The organism is Spirosoma fluminis (assembly GCF_054778895.1).
In genome coordinates this window covers 24,133-46,027 of sequence record NZ_BAAGZD010000015.1, presented here as the reverse complement: position 1 = coordinate 46,027, position 21,895 = coordinate 24,133, and the positions used below count along the sequence as shown (strand labels likewise).

At 51.1% G+C, this 21,895-nt stretch carries 16 protein-coding genes and 3 pseudogenes; 16 read left to right on the top strand and 3 right to left on the bottom strand.

Translation table 11 applies throughout. The features are described 5' to 3' along the window. Positions 1 to 114 precede the first annotated feature (114 nt). From ACYVBJ_RS17695 to ACYVBJ_RS17685, 3 genes and pseudogenes are all read left to right on the top strand, one after another. Complete coding sequence (locus ACYVBJ_RS17695; RefSeq protein ID WP_460983637.1) at positions 115 to 543, top strand: DUF1810 domain-containing protein; 429 nt, start codon at positions 115 to 117, stop codon at positions 541 to 543. 83 nt (positions 544 to 626) lie between these two features. After that, positions 627 to 719: pseudogene (locus ACYVBJ_RS17690) on the top strand (DUF6766 family protein); the annotation flags it as partial. After that, positions 718 to 867 (top strand): DUF6766 family protein, encoded by a 150-nt coding sequence (locus tag ACYVBJ_RS17685; protein ID WP_460983636.1) that lies wholly within the window; start codon positions 718 to 720, stop codon positions 865 to 867. The pseudogene ACYVBJ_RS17690 and the gene ACYVBJ_RS17685, both read left to right, overlap by 2 nt. 32 nt (positions 868 to 899) lie before the next feature. Here ACYVBJ_RS17685 and panC read toward each other — a convergent pair whose 3' ends face one another. Further along, positions 900 to 1,739, bottom strand: coding sequence for a pantoate--beta-alanine ligase (panC, locus tag ACYVBJ_RS17680; RefSeq protein ID WP_460983635.1), 840 nt, complete (start codon positions 1,737 to 1,739; stop codon positions 900 to 902). A 199-nt stretch (positions 1,740 to 1,938) separates the two neighbouring features. Between panC and ACYVBJ_RS17675 the strand changes: the two genes are divergently transcribed. The 7 genes from ACYVBJ_RS17675 (at position 1,939) to ACYVBJ_RS17645 (ending at position 11,822) form a co-directional block, all read left to right on the top strand. Then, positions 1,939 to 2,745: a glycogen/starch synthase gene (locus ACYVBJ_RS17675; protein ID WP_460976247.1), complete on the top strand. Its 807-nt coding sequence runs from the start codon at positions 1,939 to 1,941 to the stop codon at positions 2,743 to 2,745. Then, complete coding sequence (locus tag ACYVBJ_RS17670) at positions 2,681 to 4,129, top strand: DUF4270 family protein (protein WP_460983634.1); 1,449 nt, start codon at positions 2,681 to 2,683, stop codon at positions 4,127 to 4,129. The genes ACYVBJ_RS17675 and ACYVBJ_RS17670 overlap by 65 nt, the downstream gene beginning before the upstream one ends. A 134-nt stretch (positions 4,130 to 4,263) precedes the next feature. Further along, the gene (glmS, locus tag ACYVBJ_RS17665) at positions 4,264 to 6,117 is read left to right on the top strand and encodes a glutamine--fructose-6-phosphate transaminase (isomerizing) (RefSeq protein WP_460983633.1); all 1,854 of its coding nucleotides are present in this window, start codon (positions 4,264 to 4,266) and stop codon (positions 6,115 to 6,117) included. A 253-nt stretch (positions 6,118 to 6,370) separates the two neighbouring features. Further along, entirely contained in the window at positions 6,371 to 7,078 is a 708-nt protein-coding gene (locus ACYVBJ_RS17660) for a head GIN domain-containing protein (protein ID WP_460983632.1), read from the top strand. A 362-nt stretch (positions 7,079 to 7,440) separates the two neighbouring features. Continuing rightward, positions 7,441 to 9,954: a phosphocholine-specific phospholipase C gene (locus ACYVBJ_RS17655; protein ID WP_460983631.1), complete on the top strand. Its 2,514-nt coding sequence runs from the start codon at positions 7,441 to 7,443 to the stop codon at positions 9,952 to 9,954. Positions 9,955 to 10,383: 429 nt separating this feature from the next. Further along, a complete protein-coding gene (locus ACYVBJ_RS17650) occupies positions 10,384 to 11,085 on the top strand; it encodes a hypothetical protein (protein ID WP_460983630.1) in 702 nt (233 codons plus the stop codon). Positions 11,086 to 11,228: 143 nt separating this feature from the next. Next, positions 11,229 to 11,822, top strand: coding sequence for a YbhB/YbcL family Raf kinase inhibitor-like protein (locus tag ACYVBJ_RS17645; RefSeq protein ID WP_460983629.1), 594 nt, complete (start codon positions 11,229 to 11,231; stop codon positions 11,820 to 11,822). A 37-nt stretch (positions 11,823 to 11,859) separates the two neighbouring features. Here the strand turns inward: ACYVBJ_RS17645 and ACYVBJ_RS17640 are convergent. Together ACYVBJ_RS17640 and ACYVBJ_RS17635 are read right to left on the bottom strand one after the other, a co-directional pair. Beyond that, positions 11,860 to 12,147 (bottom strand): annotated as a pseudogene (locus tag ACYVBJ_RS17640) (DUF2490 domain-containing protein); the annotation flags it as partial. 119 nt (positions 12,148 to 12,266) lie between these two features. After that, complete coding sequence (locus ACYVBJ_RS17635) at positions 12,267 to 12,413, bottom strand: DUF2490 domain-containing protein (RefSeq protein WP_460983695.1); 147 nt, start codon at positions 12,411 to 12,413, stop codon at positions 12,267 to 12,269. 460 nt (positions 12,414 to 12,873) lie between these two features. Between ACYVBJ_RS17635 and ACYVBJ_RS17630 the strand changes: the two genes are divergently transcribed. From ACYVBJ_RS17630 to ACYVBJ_RS17605, 6 genes and pseudogenes are all read left to right on the top strand, one after another. Then, the gene (locus tag ACYVBJ_RS17630) at positions 12,874 to 15,441 is read left to right on the top strand and encodes a TonB-dependent receptor (RefSeq protein ID WP_460983628.1); all 2,568 of its coding nucleotides are present in this window, start codon (positions 12,874 to 12,876) and stop codon (positions 15,439 to 15,441) included. Positions 15,442 to 15,608: 167 nt separating this feature from the next. Next, positions 15,609 to 18,479 carry a TonB-dependent receptor domain-containing protein gene (locus ACYVBJ_RS17625; RefSeq protein WP_460983627.1) on the top strand — a complete coding sequence of 957 codons (2,871 nt, stop codon included), beginning with the start codon at positions 15,609 to 15,611 and terminating at the stop codon, positions 18,477 to 18,479. A gap of 135 nt (positions 18,480 to 18,614) precedes the next feature. Further along, positions 18,615 to 20,300 (top strand): annotated as a pseudogene (locus ACYVBJ_RS17620) (glycoside hydrolase family 13 protein). A gap of 77 nt (positions 20,301 to 20,377) precedes the next feature. After that, positions 20,378 to 20,719, top strand: coding sequence for a YrdB family protein (locus ACYVBJ_RS17615; RefSeq protein WP_460983626.1), 342 nt, complete (start codon positions 20,378 to 20,380; stop codon positions 20,717 to 20,719). 143 nt (positions 20,720 to 20,862) lie between these two features. Further along, positions 20,863 to 21,408 (top strand): antitoxin Xre-like helix-turn-helix domain-containing protein, encoded by a 546-nt coding sequence (locus ACYVBJ_RS17610; protein ID WP_460983625.1) that lies wholly within the window; start codon positions 20,863 to 20,865, stop codon positions 21,406 to 21,408. Positions 21,409 to 21,414: 6 nt separating this feature from the next. Then, entirely contained in the window at positions 21,415 to 21,888 is a 474-nt protein-coding gene (locus ACYVBJ_RS17605) for an RES family NAD+ phosphorylase (RefSeq protein WP_460983624.1), read from the top strand. The last annotated feature ends 7 nt before the right edge of the window (positions 21,889 to 21,895 follow it).

Here is a 21,895-nt window from a genome sequence, read left to right as displayed (position 1 = left end):
GGAGAAGGCCAAAATGGTGTTCCGGATCGTTGAATAACGTATTGCACTAACCGTTCACGCATCAGAAGAAACAGTACGTTCAACCTTGCATTTATAACCATAACTCGAAACTGTATGGCTCAGGCGTATGACTTAGACCGTTTCGTTACGGCTCAGGAAGGAACCTTCCAGGCGGCTTTTAACGAGCTGAAAAATGGAAAGAAAACAGGCCATTGGATGTGGTATATCTTTCCGCAAATAGCCGGTCTCGGGTTCAGCGAGACCTCCAGATTTTATGCTATTCAAAACCTGGAGGAAGCAGAACTTTACCTTCAACATCCATTACTACGAGATCGGCTTGTCCAGATAGCCGAGGTCCTGCTCACTGTTGAAGGGGAAACAGCTTATCAGATTTTTGGAAGCCCTGATGACGTGAAATTAAACTCGTGTATGACCTTATTCAGCTTAGTTGAAAACGCTGATCCTGTCTTTCAGAACGTAATCGATACATATTTTGATGGTAAACGAGACGAGAAAACCTTAAAATTAGTACAGAAAAGTTGACCAATCACTGGCGCTTTGGTCGTGGCTGTGTAAGTGTTAAAGAGCACCTTTCTTAAGTTGATTTAAACATAGTTGTCTAACTCATGCACGCTCATTTTGCAAAGCAATACAATACAGAACAACTGTTGAAAGGCAAAACAGAAATGCTGAGCCTGTGGCAATTTCTGGGAACCAGTGAGTTTTGGTTCCAATCGTTGCAGAACTGGCAAAGCGAATTTCTTTCCGTACTATCTATCCATTGTGGTGTTGTCGATTTACCTGCGCCAGAAAGGTTCACCCGAATCAAAACCCGTCGATGCATCAAACGACGAAACGGGTAAATAAACTGGGTTTACCCGTTTCGTCAGCTTTTTACATTAAAACACCAGATTATCAATCAGTCGAACCTTGCCAAGGTGGGCCGCCAGGCAAATGGCGGTTTGTCCCGGTGCCAGCACTTCGTTCACGGGCTGTAACGTATCGGCGTTCACAATCTCGACGTACTCCAGGCGAAAGTGAGGATTGGTACTGAAGAATCCCGTCACCGCAGCCTTAGCCTGCGAAGTACTCTGGCCTTCGGTCAGCAGGTCATGGGCGAGGGTAAGGGCTTTAAAGAGAGTCGGAGCCTGTTCGCGTTCGTTAGGGGTGAGATTGCGGTTTCGCGATGACATCGCCAGTCCGTCCGCTTCACGGATCGTTGGGCAACGTACCAGTTCAACCGGAAAGCTTAAATCCCGAATCAGTCGGCGGACCACGGCTACCTGCTGTAAGTCTTTCTGGCCAAAATAAGCCCGGTCGGGCTGCACAATATTGAACAGTTTAGCTACGACAATGCCTACGCCATTGAAATGTCCAGGGCGAAATGCGCCTTCCAGAACCGTTTCCAGATCTCCAAAGCTCAACTTCATAACCGGCGATTCGGCATACATCTCTTCCACTGAAGGCGCAAAAACCACATCACAGCCCGCTGTTTCAAGTTGCTTCAGGTCACTGTCGAGGGTGCGTGGATAGCGGGCGAGATCGTCGGCATTGTTGAACTGAACCGGATTGACAAATACACTGCTGATGACCAGATCGTTCTCACGTTTGGCGGTTTCGATAAGACTGATATGGCCCTCGTGCAAAGCCCCCATCGTAGGTATCAAAGCGATAGTATTGGCAGATCGTAAGGGGATAAGATGCTGACGTAGAGAAGCAATGGAGTCGAATTGGTGCATGATTCGTGTAGGAGTGAGAAGTCAGGAGACAGGAGTGAGAATTCGTCCGGTAACGCAATGTTGCGGCAGCATTCTCACTCCTATCTCCTGACTTCTCACTCCTCTTTTTTTGCACAAATCTTATTGAAATACGGGAAAAAATTGTATAATTTTGCAAGTTTTTTAGTTTTCAAAGACAACACACGCTTCCCGTATACTTATGAGCAAACTACGTATCCTTTACGTTGCCAGCGAAATCAATCCTTTCCTGAAAACGTCTGATGTCGCTGACTTCGTCCGCAAACTGCCGCAGGCTATGCAGGAGCGGGGGATGGAAATCCGAATTCTGGTGCCGCGCTTCGGACTAATCAACGAACGCAAAAACCGGTTGCATGAAGTAGTGCGCTTGTCAGGTATCAACATTGCCGTAGGCGATGAAGAAAAGCCGTTGATTATCAAGGTAGCTTCTATTCCAACGGCCAAATTACAGGTGTATTTTATCGATAATGAAGACTATTTCCAGCGGAAGTACGTTTTCCATGACAAAGAGAACCGCTTCTATGAAGATAACGATGAGCGCGCCATTTTCTTCTGCAAAGGTGTGCTGGAAACGGTGAAGAAGCTCGGCTGGGCACCGGACATCGTGCACTGCAACGACTGGATGACGGCCCTGATTCCGCTTTACCTGAAAACGACCTACAAAAACGATCCGATGTTTAAAGACACCAAATCGGTCTTTACGGTCTATAACAACGCATTTGAGCACCGCTTTGAAGGAGACATCATTGAGAAAGCGCGCATGATGGATATTGATGATGAGATGTTGGCAGAATTGAAGACGGCAGACTTTCAGGGTTTTATTCGCATCGGTAGCACCTACGCCGACGCGGTTGTTCGCGCCGAAGAAGAGTCGAGCGAGAGCCTGAACGCAATTTTAACTGATTTACCCGAACATAAATTTGATGCTGCCGAAGATGAAGATGTCGCCGAACGTTATTATAACCTCTATACGCAACTGGCTGGGTAGCTGGGGTCGCACTCCACTTGCTTTACTGGCCGTTACTGTAGCGGGCGTTCTGGCCTGTGAAGAACCCAAGGAAATTGGATTACCACCTACCACACCGGTAGATGTTTCATATACCGATACGGTGACTATCGTCCGCGAAACGATCCGGTTTGATTCAGTACGTAGTAACGACCAGAGCAATCTAATGGTTGGCCGGTATGCGGACCCCGTGTTCGGCAAAGTTCAGTCGCGGGCATTTGTGCAACTGCTGACCACCAGCGATTTTGTGGTGAACGATTCGTCGACGACAACGGCTACGCCGGCCAACCGGATCATACTGGACTCAACCCGCTTGTTTCTGGATTATAACCGGTTCGCCTATGGCGATACCACGCAGGCGCAGGAGTTGCAGGTGTATTGGCTGACGGACAGTTTAAATACCCGGATTAACTACGACATCAGCAGCAGTATACCGGCTGAAGCCCAGCCTTTGGTTCGGCAGACGATCCGGCCGCGGCCCAATACAACGGATTCATTGTCGTTCCGCTTGCCTTTACCTGATTCGTATGGACGTGATCTAATGGCTCTGGCGAACACCGATGCCGGAAAAGCGGCCAATTCCGCATTGTTCCGGTCGCAGTTTCCGCGTGGCCTGATGCTAACCACGACCGGCACTGACCAGGCAGCTGTGGTAGGATTTTCGCAAGGGTCGGCCGTGGTCGTATATTATCACGTTGCTGGCGAGAAAACGACGCGCGTCTATGGATTCTTTCTGGCGGGTAAACGATTCAATCAGATTACAGCCGACCGGAGCGGAACGCCCCTGGCTGCCTTGCAACGTAGCAAGAGTCTGCCCGCTGCGGCAACAAACGACCGGTTGTTCGTTCAGCCCGCTGCCGGTGTTACAACGAAGCTTTCGTTTCCTTATCTGAAGAATCTGGTACAATCCGGCCGGGTAGCTATCAACCGGGCCGACCTGATCATTACGCCTACCAAGCCCAATAATGCGTTTCTGGGGTATCCACCGCAATTGGTGCTGGCTGAAGTGGATGAGCAGAACCGGCTTCGTCGCGATGCAACGGCCAACTTCCTGTTCGCCGTGCCCACAAGTGGGCCATCGAATCGGCTGATCAGTAGTTTTGCCGATGTGCAGGCCCCTCTTCGCGATGAGCGGACGAACACTTATACCTTCAGCATTGGTGGTTATCTGCAGTCGGTTGTCTCAGGCCTTAGTCCAAATACAGGATTAGTAATTACGACACCAGGTGGACCTCTGTTTTCACCGACATCATCCGGTGGTCTTACCAATACCACTCAGCAGTACCTGACAGACCGGATTTGGCGCCTGGCGCTGGATGGTAATGCCAGTGTGAAACTTGTTGTTTTTTATACGACCTCGAAATAGTTGGTCGGTATGTTCACTTACAAAAAGCCGGATTACCCGGCTTTTTGTATTTATTTTAACGTTAATATCATCACCCTGTCTGAACCCGGTAGTCATTGGGAGCCGGGAATAGACGCTTAACTTACTCATCATTTATGTGCGGTATTGTTGCCTATGTCGGACATCGTGAAGCCTGTCCGCTGGTCATAAAAGGATTGAAACGACTCGAATACCGGGGATACGACAGCGCCGGAGTCGCCCTGATGAACGGTCAGGGGCTACAGGTTTTCAAGAAGAAAGGAAAGGTTGCGGCTCTTGAGCAGGAACTGGCTACAAAGGATACGCACGCCACCATTGGCATGGGGCATACCCGCTGGGCAACCCACGGTGAACCCAACGACGTGAATGCTCATCCGCATTACTCCTTTCATCGGAAGCTGGCTATTATCCACAACGGAATCATTGAGAACTACGCGTCCATTAAGCAGGCGCTGCTCAAGAAAGGGCATACGTTTAGCAGTGAAACGGATACCGAAGTATTGGGTCAGTTTATCGAAGACATCTGGGAAAATCAGGCCGGGGCATCGGATGCCGGTACGTTAGAAGAGGCCGTACGGCTGGCGTTGCAGGAAGTGGTTGGCGCGTACGCCATCGTGGTCATGAACGAGGCCGATCCAACCCAGCTTATTGCTGCTCGTAAAGGCTCGCCTTTAGTGATTGGCGTCGGCGAGGATGAATATTTTCTGGCGTCGGACGCCACCCCGATAGTTGAGTATACGAAAAACGTGATCTACCTCAACGATTACGAAATTGCGGTTATTAAAGACGGAGCGTTGAAGGTGGTAACGCTCGATAACACGACCACGACGCCGTACGTGCATAAGATTGAGCTGGAGCTGGAAGCGATTGAAAAAGGTGGCTTCGACCACTTTATGCTGAAAGAGATTTTTGAGCAGCCCCGGTCCATTGCCGATTCGATGCGGGGGCGGGTGCAGGCCGACGAGGGAATGCTCCAGCTGGGTGGTTTACGTGATTATCTCGATAAGCTCGCCAAATCGAAACGTATTGTTATTGTTGGATGCGGTACGTCGTGGCATGCGGGCTTAGTAGCCGAATACATCTTCGAGGAGCTGGCCCGGATTCCGGTTGAGGTTGAGTACGCGTCGGAGTTTCGCTACCGGAATCCCATCATTAAAGAAGGCGACATTGTGATTGCCATCTCGCAGTCGGGTGAAACCGCCGATACGTTGGCGGCTATCGAACTGGCTAAGTCGAAAGGAGCAACCATTTTTGGCGTGTGCAACGTAGTGGGTTCGTCCATCGCCCGCGCAACACATGCCGGGGCCTACACGCACGCTGGTCCGGAAATTGGCGTGGCCAGTACAAAAGCCTTTACGGCGCAGGTAACGGTGCTTACGTTAATGGCCCTGGCCGCTGCCCAACGGAAAGGTACCATTTCGGATTCGCTGTTCCGTCAACTGCTGGTCGAGATGGAAAGTATCCCGATGAAGGTAGAATCGGTTTTAAAGGCCGCCGATAAGATCAAGGAGATTGCGTACATCTTCACCTACGCCCGGAATTTCATTTACCTGGGCCGGGGGCTGAACTTCCCCGTTGCGCTGGAAGGAGCGCTTAAACTAAAGGAAATCAGCTATATCCACGCTGAAGGGTATCCGGCTGCGGAAATGAAGCACGGTCCGATTGCCCTCATTGATGAAGATATGCCAGTCGTGGTCATTGCTACACAGGATAGTTCGTACGAAAAAGTGGTTTCAAACATTCAGGAGGTGAAAGCGCGTAAAGGGCGGGTCATTGCCATCACAACCGAGGGCGATACGCACCTGCCCGGTATGGTCGATTTTACCATTGAAATCCCGAAAGTACACGATGTGCTGATGCCCTTAATTTCGGTGATCCCGCTGCAACTGCTGGCGTATGACATTGCCGTGATGCGCGGCCGAAACGTCGATCAGCCGAGGAATCTGGCTAAGTCCGTGACGGTCGAATAATCCAAACAACAAGAAAGCCGGGACACGTGTCCCGGCTTTCTTGTTGAACCCCCATTCGTTTGATACGTCGATACCTATAGCTTCAATACGTATCCGCTAGTTCGTAAAGCGACTCGCCAACGGATTTCGGTAGTGCTGTTCATCAGGTAATTTATCGGGTTCGGGGCGGTAATGCGTAGATTCAGCTTGTCATGCTTTCGCCATCGGAAAGGCAGTCAGAACTTTGTGCCATCAAAACGAATGACACACGACAATGAAACGACAAGCCACTTTTTACACTGCTTTACTAGTTCTGCTGACCTTTCTGGCGTCCTGCAAAGAAGACATCGGGCCGTATGAGGAAGTAACGCGCACCTATTCGCTGGCTGACTTCAATAAATTAGCTATGGGTAGCGGATTTCAGGTTGACGTCAGATTTGGCAATATCTACCAGGTTGAGGTACGGGGCAATCGAACAGATGTGGATGATCTGGATGTGAACGTACGGAGTTCAACGCTCAACGCGCAATACCGTAACTACAACCGTAAACAGCGGTACAAGACTGTATTCACAGTTACAATGCCGACGGTACGTGCGGTTGATTTCTCCGGCGCCGTGAAGTCAACGATTGTTGGCTTTACGAACCTGAACGAACTCGACGTAAAGCTGTCCGGCGCTTCCAAAGCTGCGGTGAGCGTGAATGCCGCCCGGGTAAGCCACGATCTTTCCGGAGCGTCGCAGTTAATAATTACCGGTAACGGAACTCGGCTGTCGGGTGGTTTATCGGGTGCCAGTACACTGGATGCGTACGAATTTCCAGTCAACCAGGCCGAACTGGACGTATCAGGAGCCAGCAATGCCCGCGTGCAGGTTACCGACGCGCTAAACGTGAAAGCCAGCGGAGCCAGCAAAGTACGGTACCGGGGCAGTGCCCGCGTAAACTCCGAAGTGTCGGGGGCCAGCACCGTATCGCGGGACTAATTCAGCTGCTTCCGTTACGTATACATCCGTGAACGTTGCATCACTAAAAGCGATGCAACGTTTTTTTATATCTCCAGGCAACCCTTTTGGGTAAGACAGTAACCAGACGCTGCTGACACCAACCGGCTTCAACCCCACCACTCGCCAGTACAGCTACCGCGTCAACGAAAACGCGGGCACGACCCGGAAGCACGGGACGCCCTATTCGGTTCAGTTGGGAGCCCGTTACTTGTTTTAAGCACTTAGTCATGAATCCATTAGCAGGTTCGTCGTCATTTAGTAATCATCGTTATTTTTACAATCGATGGCTACCAATGACGATGTATCAAATAACCACTTTATAACCGTTAATAACCCACCCAATGGCTAATCGTCGCGATTTTCTCAAAAAAGCAGCCTTACTGTCAAGTGCCGGTCTGTTTGATAAGACGCTGCCTCCCGTGATTCAGAAAGCGCTGGCGATTGCGCCTGAACCAGGCAGTACATTCTACGACGCCGAGCATATCGTATTTCTGATGCAGGAAAACCGCTCGTTCGACCACCAGTTGGGTATGTTGCAGGGTGTACGAGGTTTCAACGACCCCCGCGCCATTCAGTTACCGGACAAGAACACCGTCTGGCTGCAAACGAATGCAAAGGGCGATACGTACGGGCCATTTCACCTCAACGTGAAAGACACGAAGGTAGCCTGGATGGGATCGCTGCCCCACGGCTGGACCGACCAGACCGACGCCATGAACGACGGCAAATACGACAAGTGGCTGGAAACAAAGAAAGCCCATAACAAAGCCTTTGCCGATATGCCCCTGACAATGGGCTACTGCGACCGTCAGGACTTCCCGTTCTATTACTCACTGGCCGATGCCTTTACGGTCTGCGACCATAATTTCTGCTCTAGTATCACCGGTACGCACCCCAACCGCCACTACTGGATGACGGGAACGGTACGTGAAAAGAACGAGCCGGAAGCCGTGGCTCATCTCTGGAACGTCAGTAACTACGAATACCCGACACTCAACTGGACCACTTACCCCGAACGACTTCAGGCGGCCGGTATTCCCTGGAAGGTGTACCAGAACGAGATTACCATGGGCTACGGACTGAAAGGAGAGGAAAGCGCCTGGCTCAGCAACTTCGGCACCAACGTTCTGGAATATTATCAGCAGTACAACGTCCGGCTGCACGAAGGGGGTATTGCCAACTTACAGGTCAAAAACGAATCGGTGCGTCAGTTGATCGCTGAGTTGGAAAAAGGCCCGGCCGACGAAAAGACCGGCCAAAAGCTAACGGCTGCCCGCAAACTGCTGACCAACATCGAAACGGCGCAGCAGCGCTATACCGCCGACGGCTACGCAAAGCTATCGGATGAGGCCAAAAAACTGCACGAGAGTGCATTTGTAACAAACCGCCAGGACCCGTTCTTCCATGAACTGGCAGCGATGGCTTACACCGACGGCGGTACCGAACGGACGCTGAACGTACCCAAAGGCGACGTATTTCACCAGTTCCGGCAGGACGTGCAGAACGGCACGCTGCCAACCGTATCGTGGATCATGCCACCAGCTCATTTCTCGGACCATCCCGGCCAGCCGTGGTTTGGTCCTTGGTACGTCAGCGAAGCAATGGAGATTCTGCTGCAAAATCCGGAGGTCTGGAAGAAAACCATCTTCATCATCACCTACGATGAGAACGACGGCTACTTCGACCACATGCCGCCTTACGTAGTGCCTAATCCGTACAAAGAGCATACCGGCAAAGTCTCGGCGGGTATCGACCCCCGACTCGATTTTGTGACGAAGGAGCAGCAGACCAACCCGTCGGCGCAGACGAGCGGCCTGCGCGAAGGTCCTATTGGGCTGGGTTACCGGGTTCCGATGATTATTGCCTCGCCCTGGTCGCGGGGTGGGTACGTAAACTCCGAAGTGTTCGATCATACCTCGTCATTACAGTTTCTGGAGCATTTTCTGGCGAAGAAAACCGGGAAGACTATCCGGGAAGAAAACATCACGGCCTGGCGACGTACCATCTGCGGAGACCTGACATCAACTTTTCGACCTTACAACGGCGAGGCCATTACGCAGCCTAAATTCTTGGAGCGCGGGCCATTTCTGGAGGAAATTCACCAGGCTCAGTTCAAAAATGCACCTGCTGATTATCAAAAACTGGCAGCCGCCGACATTACCCAGATCAACAGCCAGCCTGCGCAGTCGCCCCACTTTCCGCAGCAGGAAAAAGGCATCCGGTCAGCTTGTGCATTGCCGTATGAACTGTACGTGAACCGAGTTGCCGGGCTGGATACGCAACCGTTTGGGCTGACGTTCAAGGCGGGCAACGTAGTATTTGGAAAGCAGGCTGCGGGAGCTCCGTTCCGGGTGTACGCCGTCCGGCCGTATCAGGGTGAAGTGATGCGCGCCTGGGATTACTCGGTAGTCGCGGGGGATACCTTGCGGGATGACTGGTCGACGCAGGACTTTGAAGCTGGTCAGTACCATCTGCGTGTCTACGGTCCTAACGGATTTTATCGGGAGTTTATGGGTAGTAAACAGAATTCCCTGCTTCAGATCGAGTGCGGCTACGAGGCCCAGCGCCTGCGACAAAGCAAGCTGACGGGTAACCTGCTGCTGATGTTCCAGAACCACGACACGAAAGCCCATACGCTGACCCTGGTCGACAACAGTTATAAAACGAAAGCGAAAGAGGTGCGGCTGGCCGCAGGAGCCAAAACTAACGTAACGATTGACCTGAGTAAGCAGCACGACTGGTATGATGTAAGCGTGCGGATCAGCGGTAACAACAGCTTTGAGGAGCGATTCGCCGGGCACGTTGAAACGGGAGCACCTTCGAAGACGGACCCGCTGATGGGGGCCATTGTGTAGAAGCTCCAGGCTAATCCTGAATAAAATGGAGCAAGATTAGGCCAGTCGATATCTGTTTATGACCAGCTGGATTGCTGCGTAGCAAACGTTAAAAAAGTGGTGGTTTTCTGACCATCGCTTTTTTAACGTAAAGAACTAGTCTCTGCCTGCGTTGGAAGAGGTTATTGATGCCTGGTGGTTAATGCATACTCTTCATTACAGGTTGGTTAGAACATTGGCCAGTTGAACGATCCCGCCACCAGTTTAATTGCCTGATTATTGGCGAATTCAGTTCTGTTTTCTGATAAATAGCTTTGTCGTATTAAGTCTGCGTTACTCCTTTGTTTTCAGCGGTTTATTGCTTAAATTTACCTCCTCAATTACAATCAACAACCATACTAATGACGCTGGGTTCTGGCTCCAAAACCAAGGCCCAGTTTCCTCAACCGCATGAAGCGAGGACGCACTAATCCGAATCAACTCCAGATCGATTTTCTGGCGGCTTTCCGCCGGATGCTTATCAGCCTCGGTAACCCCGAGAACTTGCCGGTGAACGAAAGTCTGTTTATGCGCATGACCGACCAGTGGGAAAGCACCCGCGTCATGCCCGCTGACTTATTGTTTCATAAAAGCCCCGTAGAAGCGGTTGTGTTTCGGCTGCAAAAGGCTGATCGCGAAAGTGAGGCAAACCGCCTGCGTTTCCCCAACGAGATTATTGCCGGAGAGATTCGCGGTGAGCAGGGACTTACTGGTTTCTCGGCTAAGTTTCGGGAACAAGGCTGGATTATCCTGCCCGCCGAACTGTCGGCGATGTATAAGAACTTGTTTCTCAACATCCTGACGGCCTCTATTGGCTTAGAGTATTTATACCCATCACGCCTGGAACTGCTGGTCGAGGCCGAACGGGTAGCCTTAGCCGCTATGCTGCCGGAGGATGAAGTGCGTAAGTTCTTTGGCCTACGCCTGTCGAAGTTTCCCGATTCGTTCCGCAGTGAAGTGGCGAATTATTTCAATTTACCGTTCGACTACGTACTGAAGCGGGCGAACCACCTCGGTCTTGTTTCTGAACAGGTGATTGAAGAAGCCCGCTCGAACACGCAGCCACTGCGTTCTGCAACGTTACGTCGGCCGCAAAGTAGCCGGGCCGCCTAGATAGGACACGTAGAATTACGCTTAAGTAGTATTACTAATATGAGTGAATGGGCCCACAAACAGGTTGGGAAACCGGAAACTTAGCAAAGTTTTTATTATAAATTAGCCGGATAGATACGATAACGTATTTAACCGGCTTTTTTATGCGTGTCCTCCTCTGGGTGTTTGTGGGTATTTTACTTATCTGTGGATCAGTGGCGGCTGTGATGCATATCCGGGCAAAAAACCAACGTCAGGATGAACAGACGTATCATGCTGCGCTCAGGAAAACGGTTGCTGTAACCAGCAGGTCATTTCCACCCAATGGCGACATGCCCATCAATTGTAGCTGCAAAGGGCAGGAGGCATCCCCGGCTCTGATGTGGGAAGGCGACCAACCCCATGCCGAGTCGTACGTAGTGCTGATGACGGACTACGACGTACCGACTCCCGTTTTTCCCATCTATAATTTGTCGCACTGGGTTATCTACAATTTACCGGCTTCTGTGCGCAGTTTACCCGAAGGCCTGTCCGTTGAGCAGATGCGTATGCTGGGTGGCAAAACCGGTAAGAATTCAACCGGCGATCTGACCTACATTGGCCCCTGCCCACCCGTTGGCCGGCATGCGTACGTATTTCGCGTCTACGCACTGGACGAGCTCCTGACTTTTTCCAGCGCTCCTGATAAGCAAGCGGTTCTGGATGCTATGAAAGGGCATGTGCTGGCTTACGGTGAACTAACCGGCTACTTCCGCTAAACCGCTGGGTTAACGAAGCTTTACCTCTTCCTGATCGTTATGGCTGCTTACGCAGATCAAGCGTATGCAACACGAACAGCCGTGCGGTATGGTTACTGATCAGTACACTGCCCGAAGGTTGTTGAACATACTGGTTCATGTAGCCAAGCTGCGCCGTCAGGTTCTTACGGAAAGGATATGATGGTCCAACAAAAAAGCGATTCTGATCAAAGTAGTTATACGTGATCTGTTTGCCCGCATTGACATAGACTTTATCCTGTACAGTAAAGTTGAGAATACCAGGCTGAATAGTTTCGCCTTTAAACGGTATTTGCAACATGAAGTTGTACCGAAACCGCCAGTTGAAACGGTAGCCATCCGCTAACTGGTTCGCTTGAACACGGTGATTAAACCGTTACTCAGCCCAAACCCACTGCAACAGATTGAACCGCCCGGCCCGCCCGTCTACCAGAATTGTTGCCCGAGCCGATGCTCAGGCCGAATGGTACCACTGGGCGATAAAGCAGATCCGGCATAGGCATAGCCCGCCGTGAGCCATAGATTGTCGGCGACGTAGTAGGCTAGTCCGGCCCGGAATAAATTCTGGTTCAGCCAATCGGAAAAGTCAGTACGTCAGTGATGAATGTCTAGCCAGATACCCCAATGATTATTGAATCGGGTTTGATTGAAATGCCCAAGCCAGGCTTGTTCTTGTTCCAGAACTAGTTTGGGCAGTGTCGGTTGCTGGGCCTGAATTGTACTCGGAATCAAAAGGGGAACTACAAATAGTACAGCTTTTTTCAGGCAACTAACTGATGCGTTGGAATTGGCTTTTTCCGCGAACGGCTAGCTTCAAAACAAGAAAAATGAATAAGACACCAAAATAATCAGCTCTACTGTTTGGAAGTGCCAGCAATATACGCCTTTCTTTGCAATCCCTACTAATTCAATAGATTATAAGTACTAATAGTCTATCTACAACCGGGAGTATAGGGAGAGATGGAAAAATGAATTGAAAACCAGGCTCTCTGTGCATTGACGAACATTAATACACTGCTAACTACAACTGAGAATGAAGCAATTTTTAAAATCTGTTCTGGTACTGGGAGCGATTTTTATACCCTCATTTTTATCGGCTCAGAATGCCCCGGTTATCAACTCCACGGTATCGGGAAAAGTCATTGATGCACGCACCAGGGAGTTATTGATCGGAGCTACCGTAACCATAAAAGGGACAACAAATGGCGGCCCAACCGATATAAACGGCCAGTTTAATCTGCTCACGGGGCAGAAACTTCCGTTCACCGTCGTTGTATCGTTCGTCGGCTATCAGACCAAAGAAACCGTTATCAGCGATAACAACGTAGAAATTCAGCTCGTAGAAGGCGCTAATCAACTGGACGACGTTGTTATTACGTCCCGGCGCCGTCAGGAGTCGGCGCAGGATGTTCCCATTCCCATTTCAATCGTGAGTGGAAACCGGGCCGAAGATGCTGGCGCTTTTAACGTGAACCGGTTGAAAGAGCTGGTACCGACCGTTCAGTTGTATGCGTCTAACGCCCGTAACACGACGCTGAACATTCGCGGCTTAGGCTCTACCTACGGCCTGACAAACGATGGAATTGATCCCGGCGTCGGTTTTTATGTGGATGGTGTTTACTTCGCCCGTCCGGCGGCTACGGCTCTCGATTTTATTGATATTGAGCAGGTTGAAGTGTTGCGCGGCCCTCAGGGAACGTTGTTTGGTAAGAACACCACGGCCGGAGCGTTTAACATTACCACGCGTCCTGCTGGTTTTACTCCGAGTGGAACGTTTGAACTGAGCTACGGCAATTACGGGTACATCCAGGCCAAGGGTTCACTCACGGGGCCTTTGGGCAAGAAGCTGGCTGCGCGGGTATCGTTTACGGGTACGCAGCGGGACGGAACATTTTACAATGTGCATACCCAACAGTCTATCAATGATATTAACAATATCGGTGTGCGTGGGCAACTCCTGTACACACCTTCCGATAACGTAAAGATTACCCTGATCGGGGATGTGACTCAGCAAAAACCGAATGGCTACGGCTGGCCGGTTGCTGGTGTTGTACCGACCAAACGGGCGGCCTACCGGCAATTCAACGCTATCATTGCGGATTTAAATTACAAGCTTCCCTACTCAAGCGCGTTCGATCGGATCGTTGACCTTGATACGCCCTCGAAAGCCGATAACAACCTGGGTGGCGTATCGCTGAATGCGGATCTGAAAATCGGGAACGGTACGTTAACCTCGACCACGGCATGGCGGCACTGGCAGTGGACCCCGCTGAACGACCGTGACTACATCGGTTTACCCGTCTTTACCGTTTCAGCCGGTAACTCCGTTCATGATCAGTGGTCGCAGGAAGTCCGGTATTCGGGGCGGGTTTCTTCCCGCTTGAGTGGCGTTGTTGGTTTATTCGGTCTTTGGCAGGATTTAAAAGCTGACCCCGTGCAGACCGAAGAGGCCGGCTCGGCGCAGTGGCGATTTGCCCAAAGTTCGACCAGCGCCCTCTGGAAAACCCCAGGCCTGTTCGATAACTTCGGTATTCGTACTACCAACCGAATCCAGAGCACGGGTTTAGCAGCTTTTGGGCAGCTTGACTGGGCTGTAACGGATCGAATCCACGTTCTGCCCGGTATCCGATATAACTATGACAAGAAGGTTGCCAATTACAAACGCGAAACCTACGGCGGTCTGCAAACGACCGACCCAGCTCTACTAGCCCTGAAAAACGGCGTCTATACGAATCAGGCGTTTGATACCGACGTATCGTCGGATAATTTTTCGGGTCAGCTTACCCTGCAATACCGAGCTGGCAGCGCGATCAATGCTTTTGGTACGTACGCGATCAGCTATAAACCGGTCGGAATCAACATTGGCGGCTTACCAACGGCCAACGGGCAGGTACTGCTTGATCTGGCGAAGGTGAAACCCGAGTTTGTGAAACACGTCGAATTCGGCGTCAAAACAAAACCGACTCCGAATTCTGTCCTGAACGTAGTGCTTTACAACACGGAAATCAAAGATTACCAGACGCAGGTACAAACGCCTGAGCCGGGCGTAAACCGGGGCTATCTGGCCAATGCCGAGAAAGTGCGTGTGCTGGGGGTTGAAGTAGACGGAAACATCCGCGTCGCTAATTTCCTGACCTTAAACGCTGCCATTGCCTACACGGACGGTAAGTACGTATCATTCAGGAATGCGCCGGTGCCGCTGGAAGAAACAGGTAGCGAGCAAGCTTTTAAAGATGTGTCGGGTGGCGTACTGCCCGGTATCTCGAAATGGTCAGGTTCTGCAGGGGGCGAGGCAACCGCGCGCGGAAAGTTTATTGGCCTGAAAGGAAACTACTTCTTGGGGGTAGATGCTTTCTACCGGTCCTCGTTCTCGTCGAGCCCATCGCCTTCGAAATACCTGAACATCGAGGGCTATTCGCTGATCAATGGCCGGGTTGGATTCCGAGCGTCTACCGGCATCACCGTTTTCGTCTGGGGCCGGAATCTGTTCAACACCAATTACTTTGAGCAGTTACTGGCCGCTCCAGGAAGTGCGGGTCATTATGCCGGCATTGTCGGCGACCCACGTACGTATAGCGTTACGTTGCGTTACTCGTTCTAAGCCAGGTATAGTTATACGCAGTGCTGAACACAGACCCTGATTCTTATCGCTGGAAGGCTAGGCGATAGGATTCAGGGTCTGTGTTTAATAGGTGGTTGTTCGATGGCGTATCTTTGTCAGCCTTGTCTTTGTGAATGACCGGGCTTCTTATCCAACGAACGACACTTATGAAACAACTACTCCTTTTTCTGTACTTCACAATTTTGTGTAGTAGAGCTGCTCAGGCGCAGATTAAGATTGCGGGGCGGGTTACCGACGCAAAAAGTCAGCCGTTGGGTGGCGTAACCATTTCGATCCGGGGAACAGCAACGAGCGCGACAACCGATGCTGATGGCCAGTTCAATCTGGAAACCGCCGAATCGCTCCCTTTAACTCTACAGGCCTTTTTGGGCGGATACAGCCGACAGTCGGTTGCGGTACGTGGCTCTAATTTCAGAGCGGTAAACGTCAAACTTAGTGAAGAAGCTACCGTAACCGATGAAGCCGTTACGTTGCCAAGCCGGGTGTCTGAAGATATTCGAAAAGCGCCCGTAACCATCGAAAAGTTAGGTTTTCAGGAGTTCGCCAACTCGCCAGCCCTTACGCCGTTTGATGCACTCCAGTACGTTAAGGGCGTTGATCTGATAACGCAGAGCCTGCTGTTCAGGTCGGTAAACGCACGGGGTTTCGGCGCGAACAATAACAACCGGTTCTTGCAGCTTAACGATGGCATGGACAACCGGGCACCGGGTTTCGGATTTGGCTTTGGTTCAGTCACTGGCATTCCCGACCTCGACATTGAGAGTATGGAGTTAATGACGGGCGCGGGATCGGCCTTGTACGGACCCGATGCGCTTCAGGGCGTACTGTCGACAACCAGCAAGAGTCCGTTTACGTATCAGGGACTGAGCGCCCAGGTGAAAATCGGGGTTAATAATGTTGGTAAGACTAGTTCTGGAGCTAAAGCCTACTCAGACTACGCCATTCGCTACGCCAGGCAACTGGGTACCCGCTTTGCCTTTAAGGTTAATTTTCAGCGGATAACTGCTACGGATTTTATCGCCGATGATTACAGCGACCGCTCAACGCGCGCTCGTACTGGGTTTTTCAGTACAGACCCCGTTCGGGGCGGGGTAGCAACGGGAATTAGCTACGTGCCGAATAATAATTCGAACACAAATTTTGAGTACGATGGTGTCAATCGCTACGGCGACGATATCAATACCGGTGGGGCGTTTCTGTTTCCGGGCGATTATGCAAACTCGTTGTTACGGAATAAGCTGGTCACCCGCACCGGCTATACGGAGCTTGACGTACTCGGCAATAATGGGAAGGTGTTCAACAACCGCGCCGACGTATCGCTGCATTATAAGTTAACTAACACGATCGAAGCCTCCGTTGGGTGGTATTACGGGAATGGCAACTTTATTCGTACGGCCGAATTCCGGGAGTATTTTCCTGACTACCGACGTAATCAGTTCAAAGCCGAACTGCGTGGTGATCACTTTTTTCTGCGGGCGTATACCACGCAGCAGCGCGCCGAAGGCTGGAACATCGGCCAAACGGCACGAGCCATCAACAACACCTGGAAACCACTGGATCAATGGGCGTCTGAATTTGGATTAGCTTATTTCGACGGCGGGAAGAACGGGGGTATTGACCTGGCGCGTTCGGTAGCCGACAGAGGGCGTTACCTGCCGGGTTCGCCGGAGTTCAACCGGGTTCGGGATGCCTACGCGAATACGTTCAATACGAACTTTATTCCGGGCTCGACCACGAACCGGGGGTTACGCTTCCGCGACAATTCGGCATTGTGGCATTACGAGGGTATGTATGACTTTACGAAGCTGCTGCACGGAGCCGCTACCGTTATTGCCGGAGCCAGCCTACGCCATTACGCGCTGGCGTCGGGCGGAACGCTGTTTGTACGTCGCCCCGACGGGTCGGAATATACCATCAACGAAGTAGGCGCTTATGTGGAAGCTTCGAGATCGTTTTCGATTGGCGCGCTGTCGGTAAAACCTACCGTTTCTGCCCGGTACGACAAAAATCAGTATCTCAAAGGCATACTGACACCAAGGGCAGCGGCTGTGGTTAGTTCTGGTGTGCATAACCTGCGTGTGTCGTGGCAGTCCGCGTTCCATAATCCATCACCCCTGCAACTGTTTGGAGTACCGCCAATCGGGCAGGGAGGTGAAGTGGGGGGATTGCTACAGGCCTATAACGGGGCAGGACTGAATGCCAATCCGGGTTATTTGCAGGCTGAAGTAATGTCTTCTCCAGGCAACACGACCTTAACAGCACCCCAGGCGTTTGTAATTGACCCCACTCGGTTTACCGCCGAAACGCTTAAAACCTGGGAGATTGGGTATAAGGCGCTGGTGGCTGATCGGTTCTTCATCGATGCCTATTACTTTGCCAGCCGTTATTCCAATTTTATTACAACGCAACCGCTTAATCAACTGCTGATACCCGGCGGTGACCCTGCGGCTCTGTTAACACCGTCAAACTACCGGCCGTTGCTGGTAAACGTCAATAGTTCGAACGAAATTTTTGTCCGGGGAATCGGATTTGGCGTCGAATACAGTCTTGGTAAAGGGTACACGCTGCACGGGAACTATGCGTATCAGAACGGGTTAGTAACACTCCGCGATGCACGGGGAACTATCCTGAGCGATCGTTCGGGCAGACCCATTGTCAAACGAGAGATGAGTAGCCCGGAAGTGTCGCAGCAGGGACGTAACTACTTCAATTCGCCTAAGAACCGCTACAACATCGGCCTGAGCAATAGCCGGATAACGAACCGACTTGGGGCTACTGTTACGTATCGCTGGACAGACGAAACCTGGATAGAGCAGGGCACAACCCAGGGTGATGTATGGTTGCCCTCGTGGAGTAGCCTCGACGCACAAGTGTCGTACCGAGTCCCGTCGTTTAAGTCCGTGGTTAAGCTGGGCGGGACTAACCTGTTGAACCAGTATTACACCCAAGGGTACGGGTTAGCGCAAATTGGTGGCCTGTATTACGTGAGCATCACGTTTGATGAATTGATGCGGTAGCTGATTTTCGACGACCACCGTAATTCCTTCAATAGACGTAATCTGGTTGTAGCCTTATGGGATACTGGCCGGTTGTGTCTGGACAGCCTAATTTTCATTGGTACAAAGACCAGGTTAACATGATTTGGTAGTTTCATGAGTGACTTTAAATCCGCGATCATTTATCAGATTTATCCCCGGAGTTTCAACGATTCAAACGGCGATGGCGTAGGCGATCTGATGGGTATTATCCAGAAGCTCGATTACCTGCATGATCTGGGTGTCGACATACTTTGGCTTAGCCCTATATTCCAATCGCCCAACGCTGATAATGGGTACGATATCAGCGATTACGAAGCCATTATGACCGAATTCGGCGATATGGACGATTTCGATGAGCTGTTGGCTGGTGTGCACAAGCGCGGCATGAAGTTAATGCTGGATCTGGTCGTCAATCACAGCTCTGACGAACATCCGTGGTTTGTGGAGAGCCGTAAAAGCAAAGACAATCCGTATCGCGATTACTACATCTGGCGCCCTCCCGTTCCGATAGACCATCAATCAATTCAGGATCTATCGGAACAGAACAATCTGCCCAACGACTGGCTATCGATTTTCTCCGGCCCGGCCTGGACGTTCGATGAAGCAACGGGAGAGTATTACCTGCATTTATTTCTCGACAAACAGCCGGATTTAAACTGGGAGAATCCGAAGCTGCGGCAGGATGTCTACCAGATGATGCGCTTCTGGCTCGACAAAGGCGTAGATGGCTTCCGGATGGATGTGATTCCGTTTCTGTCAAAAGATCAGAGATTCCCTAATTATCCGTCTGGTCGGTTTGGTGATACGTCAGTCTATGCCAACGGTCCACGGATTCACGAGTTTTTGCGGGAAATGAATCGCGAAGTGCTGAGTCAGTACGACTGCATCAGCATCGGTGAGGGCGTGGGTATTTCGTCGGAACAGGCAAAGCTGTACGTGGGCGAAGATCGGCATGAACTAGACATGATCTATCATTTCGGCCACGCCATCCCACGCGATGAACATCATTTTTCTAAACCAGCGCGGGAGTATGCCTTGCTGGAATTGAAGCATATCTTCGATACGTGGGACCGCGCGATGGAGAACGAAGGCGATACGGGAGCGGGTTGGCAAAATATCTATTTTGGCAATCATGACAATCCGCGATGCGTATCCCGCTTCGGCGACGTAGCGAATTACCAGTACGAATCGGCTACCCTGCTGGCCACCGTTTTATTGACGCAACGCGGTACGCCAACCATTTATCAGGGCGACGAGATCGGTATGACCAATTGCCACTTCAACAGCATAACCGAGTTCAACGACGTATAGGTGCTTAACGCCTACAAAGCGCTGGTGGCAACCGGAAAAGTGTCCGAGTCGGCCTTTCTCGAATCGGTCAACTACATTGCCCGCGATCATGCCCGTACGCCCATGCAGTGGTATAATGGGCCGAATGCGGGTTTCACATCGGGCCGCCCCTGGCTCAAGGTAAATCCAAATTATACGCAAACCAACGTAGCGGATCAGCAGGTGCGGGATGATTCGATTCTTAGCTTTTACAAGCGACTCATTCGTTGGCGCAGGAAAACGCCCGTCATCTGGGAGGGTACGTATAAAGACTTGTCGCCCGATCATCCCTCGGTTTGGGTATATGAACGCACACTGGGCGAAGAGCGTATACTAGTGTTGGCTAACTTCTCGGACGGTGACGTGTACGTACCAGAACTTGAAGCCGGAGAAGTAGTTGTATCCAACTACGCTGGTTCTTCATTCTTACTACGACCCTACGAGTCAAGAATCCTGATTAGCTACACGTAATGGCTAGATTGCGGTACGCCGTCAGGGATATGTGTTAGCTTTTCATCTGTAATTCAATAGCTCGTGTTGATCAATAAATGATAACCATATTGAAATACACAAACCAGGTTCTGGCTTTCGCACTCGAACTATGTATGCTTTACATGCTAGGTGCCTGGGGATACGAAACGGGAGAGAGCAATGGCTGGAAGTACGTATTAGCCATTGGAGTACCTGCCATAGCGATAGTTTTATGGGGGTACTATGCAGCCCCTCGGTCAGACCATCGTCTTGTGTATCCCGATCTGTCGATGTTCAAGTTAGTACTGTTCGGTAGCACGGCGTTCGTATGGTATAAATCAGGCCATCATACATCAGCCATTGCATTTTTTGCACTAGTCCTATTGAGCGAAGCCATCGCTGTAACTTTCAAACAGTAGTTATTTGATTGATTCCCCTTGGTACCAGAAGGTATGTCCTGTTTCGAGTAGGGGACCTAGTGGAAGATTATCAGAAGAAATGATGCGGTAGATTTGCCATTACTATTGTGTATATTTGCACTATATGCATATCGGTGATTATAATGAACACTCCTCGAGCAACACCTATATCGGCAATTAAATCATACCAGCGCCCTGTATCAGATCTGATTCAGCAAGCTCGTAAGGGTGTACTACGTCGGCGAGTTGACGAGGTTGCCAGTTTGGTTGGCTTGACCGATAAAGAGATGGCGCATATTCTGAATATGTCCATTCGAGGATTGCACGGGAAACAGGCTGATGAATTGTTGACGCTGGCAGCCAGTGAGCGGTTGTTGTTACTCGAACGACTGATCCGACACGGGTTGGCGGTGTTCGATGGCCGAGCTGATCTGTTGAGTCGTTGGCTGCGCACGCCTTTGAATGAATTAGGTTACCGTGAAACGCCCGTTGAAGCCCAGCAGTCTGTGTCGGTGCGTGAAATGGGAAGTTTTCAGGAACCCAGGCCGACTTATGAACGCTCGTCTGCAACTGCCGAAACCCCCGCATCAGTTGTTTCTCAATCGCCCTTAGCCGTCCTCGATACAGTATCCGGGTTTTCATTGGTAGATGATGTGCTAGGCCGCATCGAATGGGGCATTGTTGGGTGATTACGCATGGAAGTTTATCGCATCAACAAAGAACCGTACCATACCGATCCGTTATCCGTTATTGGAAGTTATCGGCACGGAGGCCGCTGGAATCCCAAGGGTATTGGCATCCTATATACCAGCCGGACACCCGAATTGGCTTTACTCGAAACGCTGGTTCATTTACCTCCGCTTACGTTGCCTGAACTGCCCCGGCTCTGGCTTAGCACCATCCGCCTACCCGTCGATCTCGACAAGGCCATTTTCTGGCTTAACCCCAACCGATTACCACCCTACTGGCGAGCCGGCACCCTGGCCGAAACCCAAACTATCCTGACCGACTGGCTTCTCGATCCGTTTTCCCTGGCCATTGCTATTCCCTCAGCCATTATTGACACATCTTACAACCTGTTGCTGCACCCGCAACACCCGGCGTTCGCTCAGGTGGAGGTAGTTGCCCAGCGTCCGCTACCGTTGGATGGTCGGTTGTTGAGACAATGAATGGGCT

What these genes read in the sequence shown, in the direction of transcription:
- ACYVBJ_RS17610 (WP_460983625.1), top strand. Translation starts at nt 20,863, where the DNA reads ATGAACACTCCTCGAGCAACACCTATATCGGCAATTAAATCATACCAG.
- panC (WP_460983635.1), bottom strand. Translation starts at nt 1,739, where the DNA reads ATGCACCAATTCGACTCCATTGCTTCTCTACGTCAGCATCTTATCCCC.
- ACYVBJ_RS17675 (WP_460976247.1), top strand. Translation starts at nt 1,939, where the DNA reads ATGAGCAAACTACGTATCCTTTACGTTGCCAGCGAAATCAATCCTTTC.
- ACYVBJ_RS17630 (WP_460983628.1), top strand. Translation starts at nt 12,874, where the DNA reads ATGAAGCAATTTTTAAAATCTGTTCTGGTACTGGGAGCGATTTTTATA.
- ACYVBJ_RS17625 (WP_460983627.1), top strand. Translation starts at nt 15,609, where the DNA reads ATGAAACAACTACTCCTTTTTCTGTACTTCACAATTTTGTGTAGTAGA.
- glmS (WP_460983633.1), top strand. Translation starts at nt 4,264, where the DNA reads ATGTGCGGTATTGTTGCCTATGTCGGACATCGTGAAGCCTGTCCGCTG.
- ACYVBJ_RS17655 (WP_460983631.1), top strand. Translation starts at nt 7,441, where the DNA reads ATGGCTAATCGTCGCGATTTTCTCAAAAAAGCAGCCTTACTGTCAAGT.
- ACYVBJ_RS17670 (WP_460983634.1), top strand. Translation starts at nt 2,681, where the DNA reads ATGCTGCCGAAGATGAAGATGTCGCCGAACGTTATTATAACCTCTATA.
- ACYVBJ_RS17650 (WP_460983630.1), top strand. Translation starts at nt 10,384, where the DNA reads ATGAAGCGAGGACGCACTAATCCGAATCAACTCCAGATCGATTTTCTG.
- ACYVBJ_RS17615 (WP_460983626.1), top strand. Translation starts at nt 20,378, where the DNA reads ATGATAACCATATTGAAATACACAAACCAGGTTCTGGCTTTCGCACTC.
- ACYVBJ_RS17645 (WP_460983629.1), top strand. Translation starts at nt 11,229, where the DNA reads ATGCGTGTCCTCCTCTGGGTGTTTGTGGGTATTTTACTTATCTGTGGA.
- ACYVBJ_RS17605 (WP_460983624.1), top strand. Translation starts at nt 21,415, where the DNA reads ATGGAAGTTTATCGCATCAACAAAGAACCGTACCATACCGATCCGTTA.
- ACYVBJ_RS17660 (WP_460983632.1), top strand. Translation starts at nt 6,371, where the DNA reads ATGAAACGACAAGCCACTTTTTACACTGCTTTACTAGTTCTGCTGACC.
- ACYVBJ_RS17695 (WP_460983637.1), top strand. Translation starts at nt 115, where the DNA reads ATGGCTCAGGCGTATGACTTAGACCGTTTCGTTACGGCTCAGGAAGGA.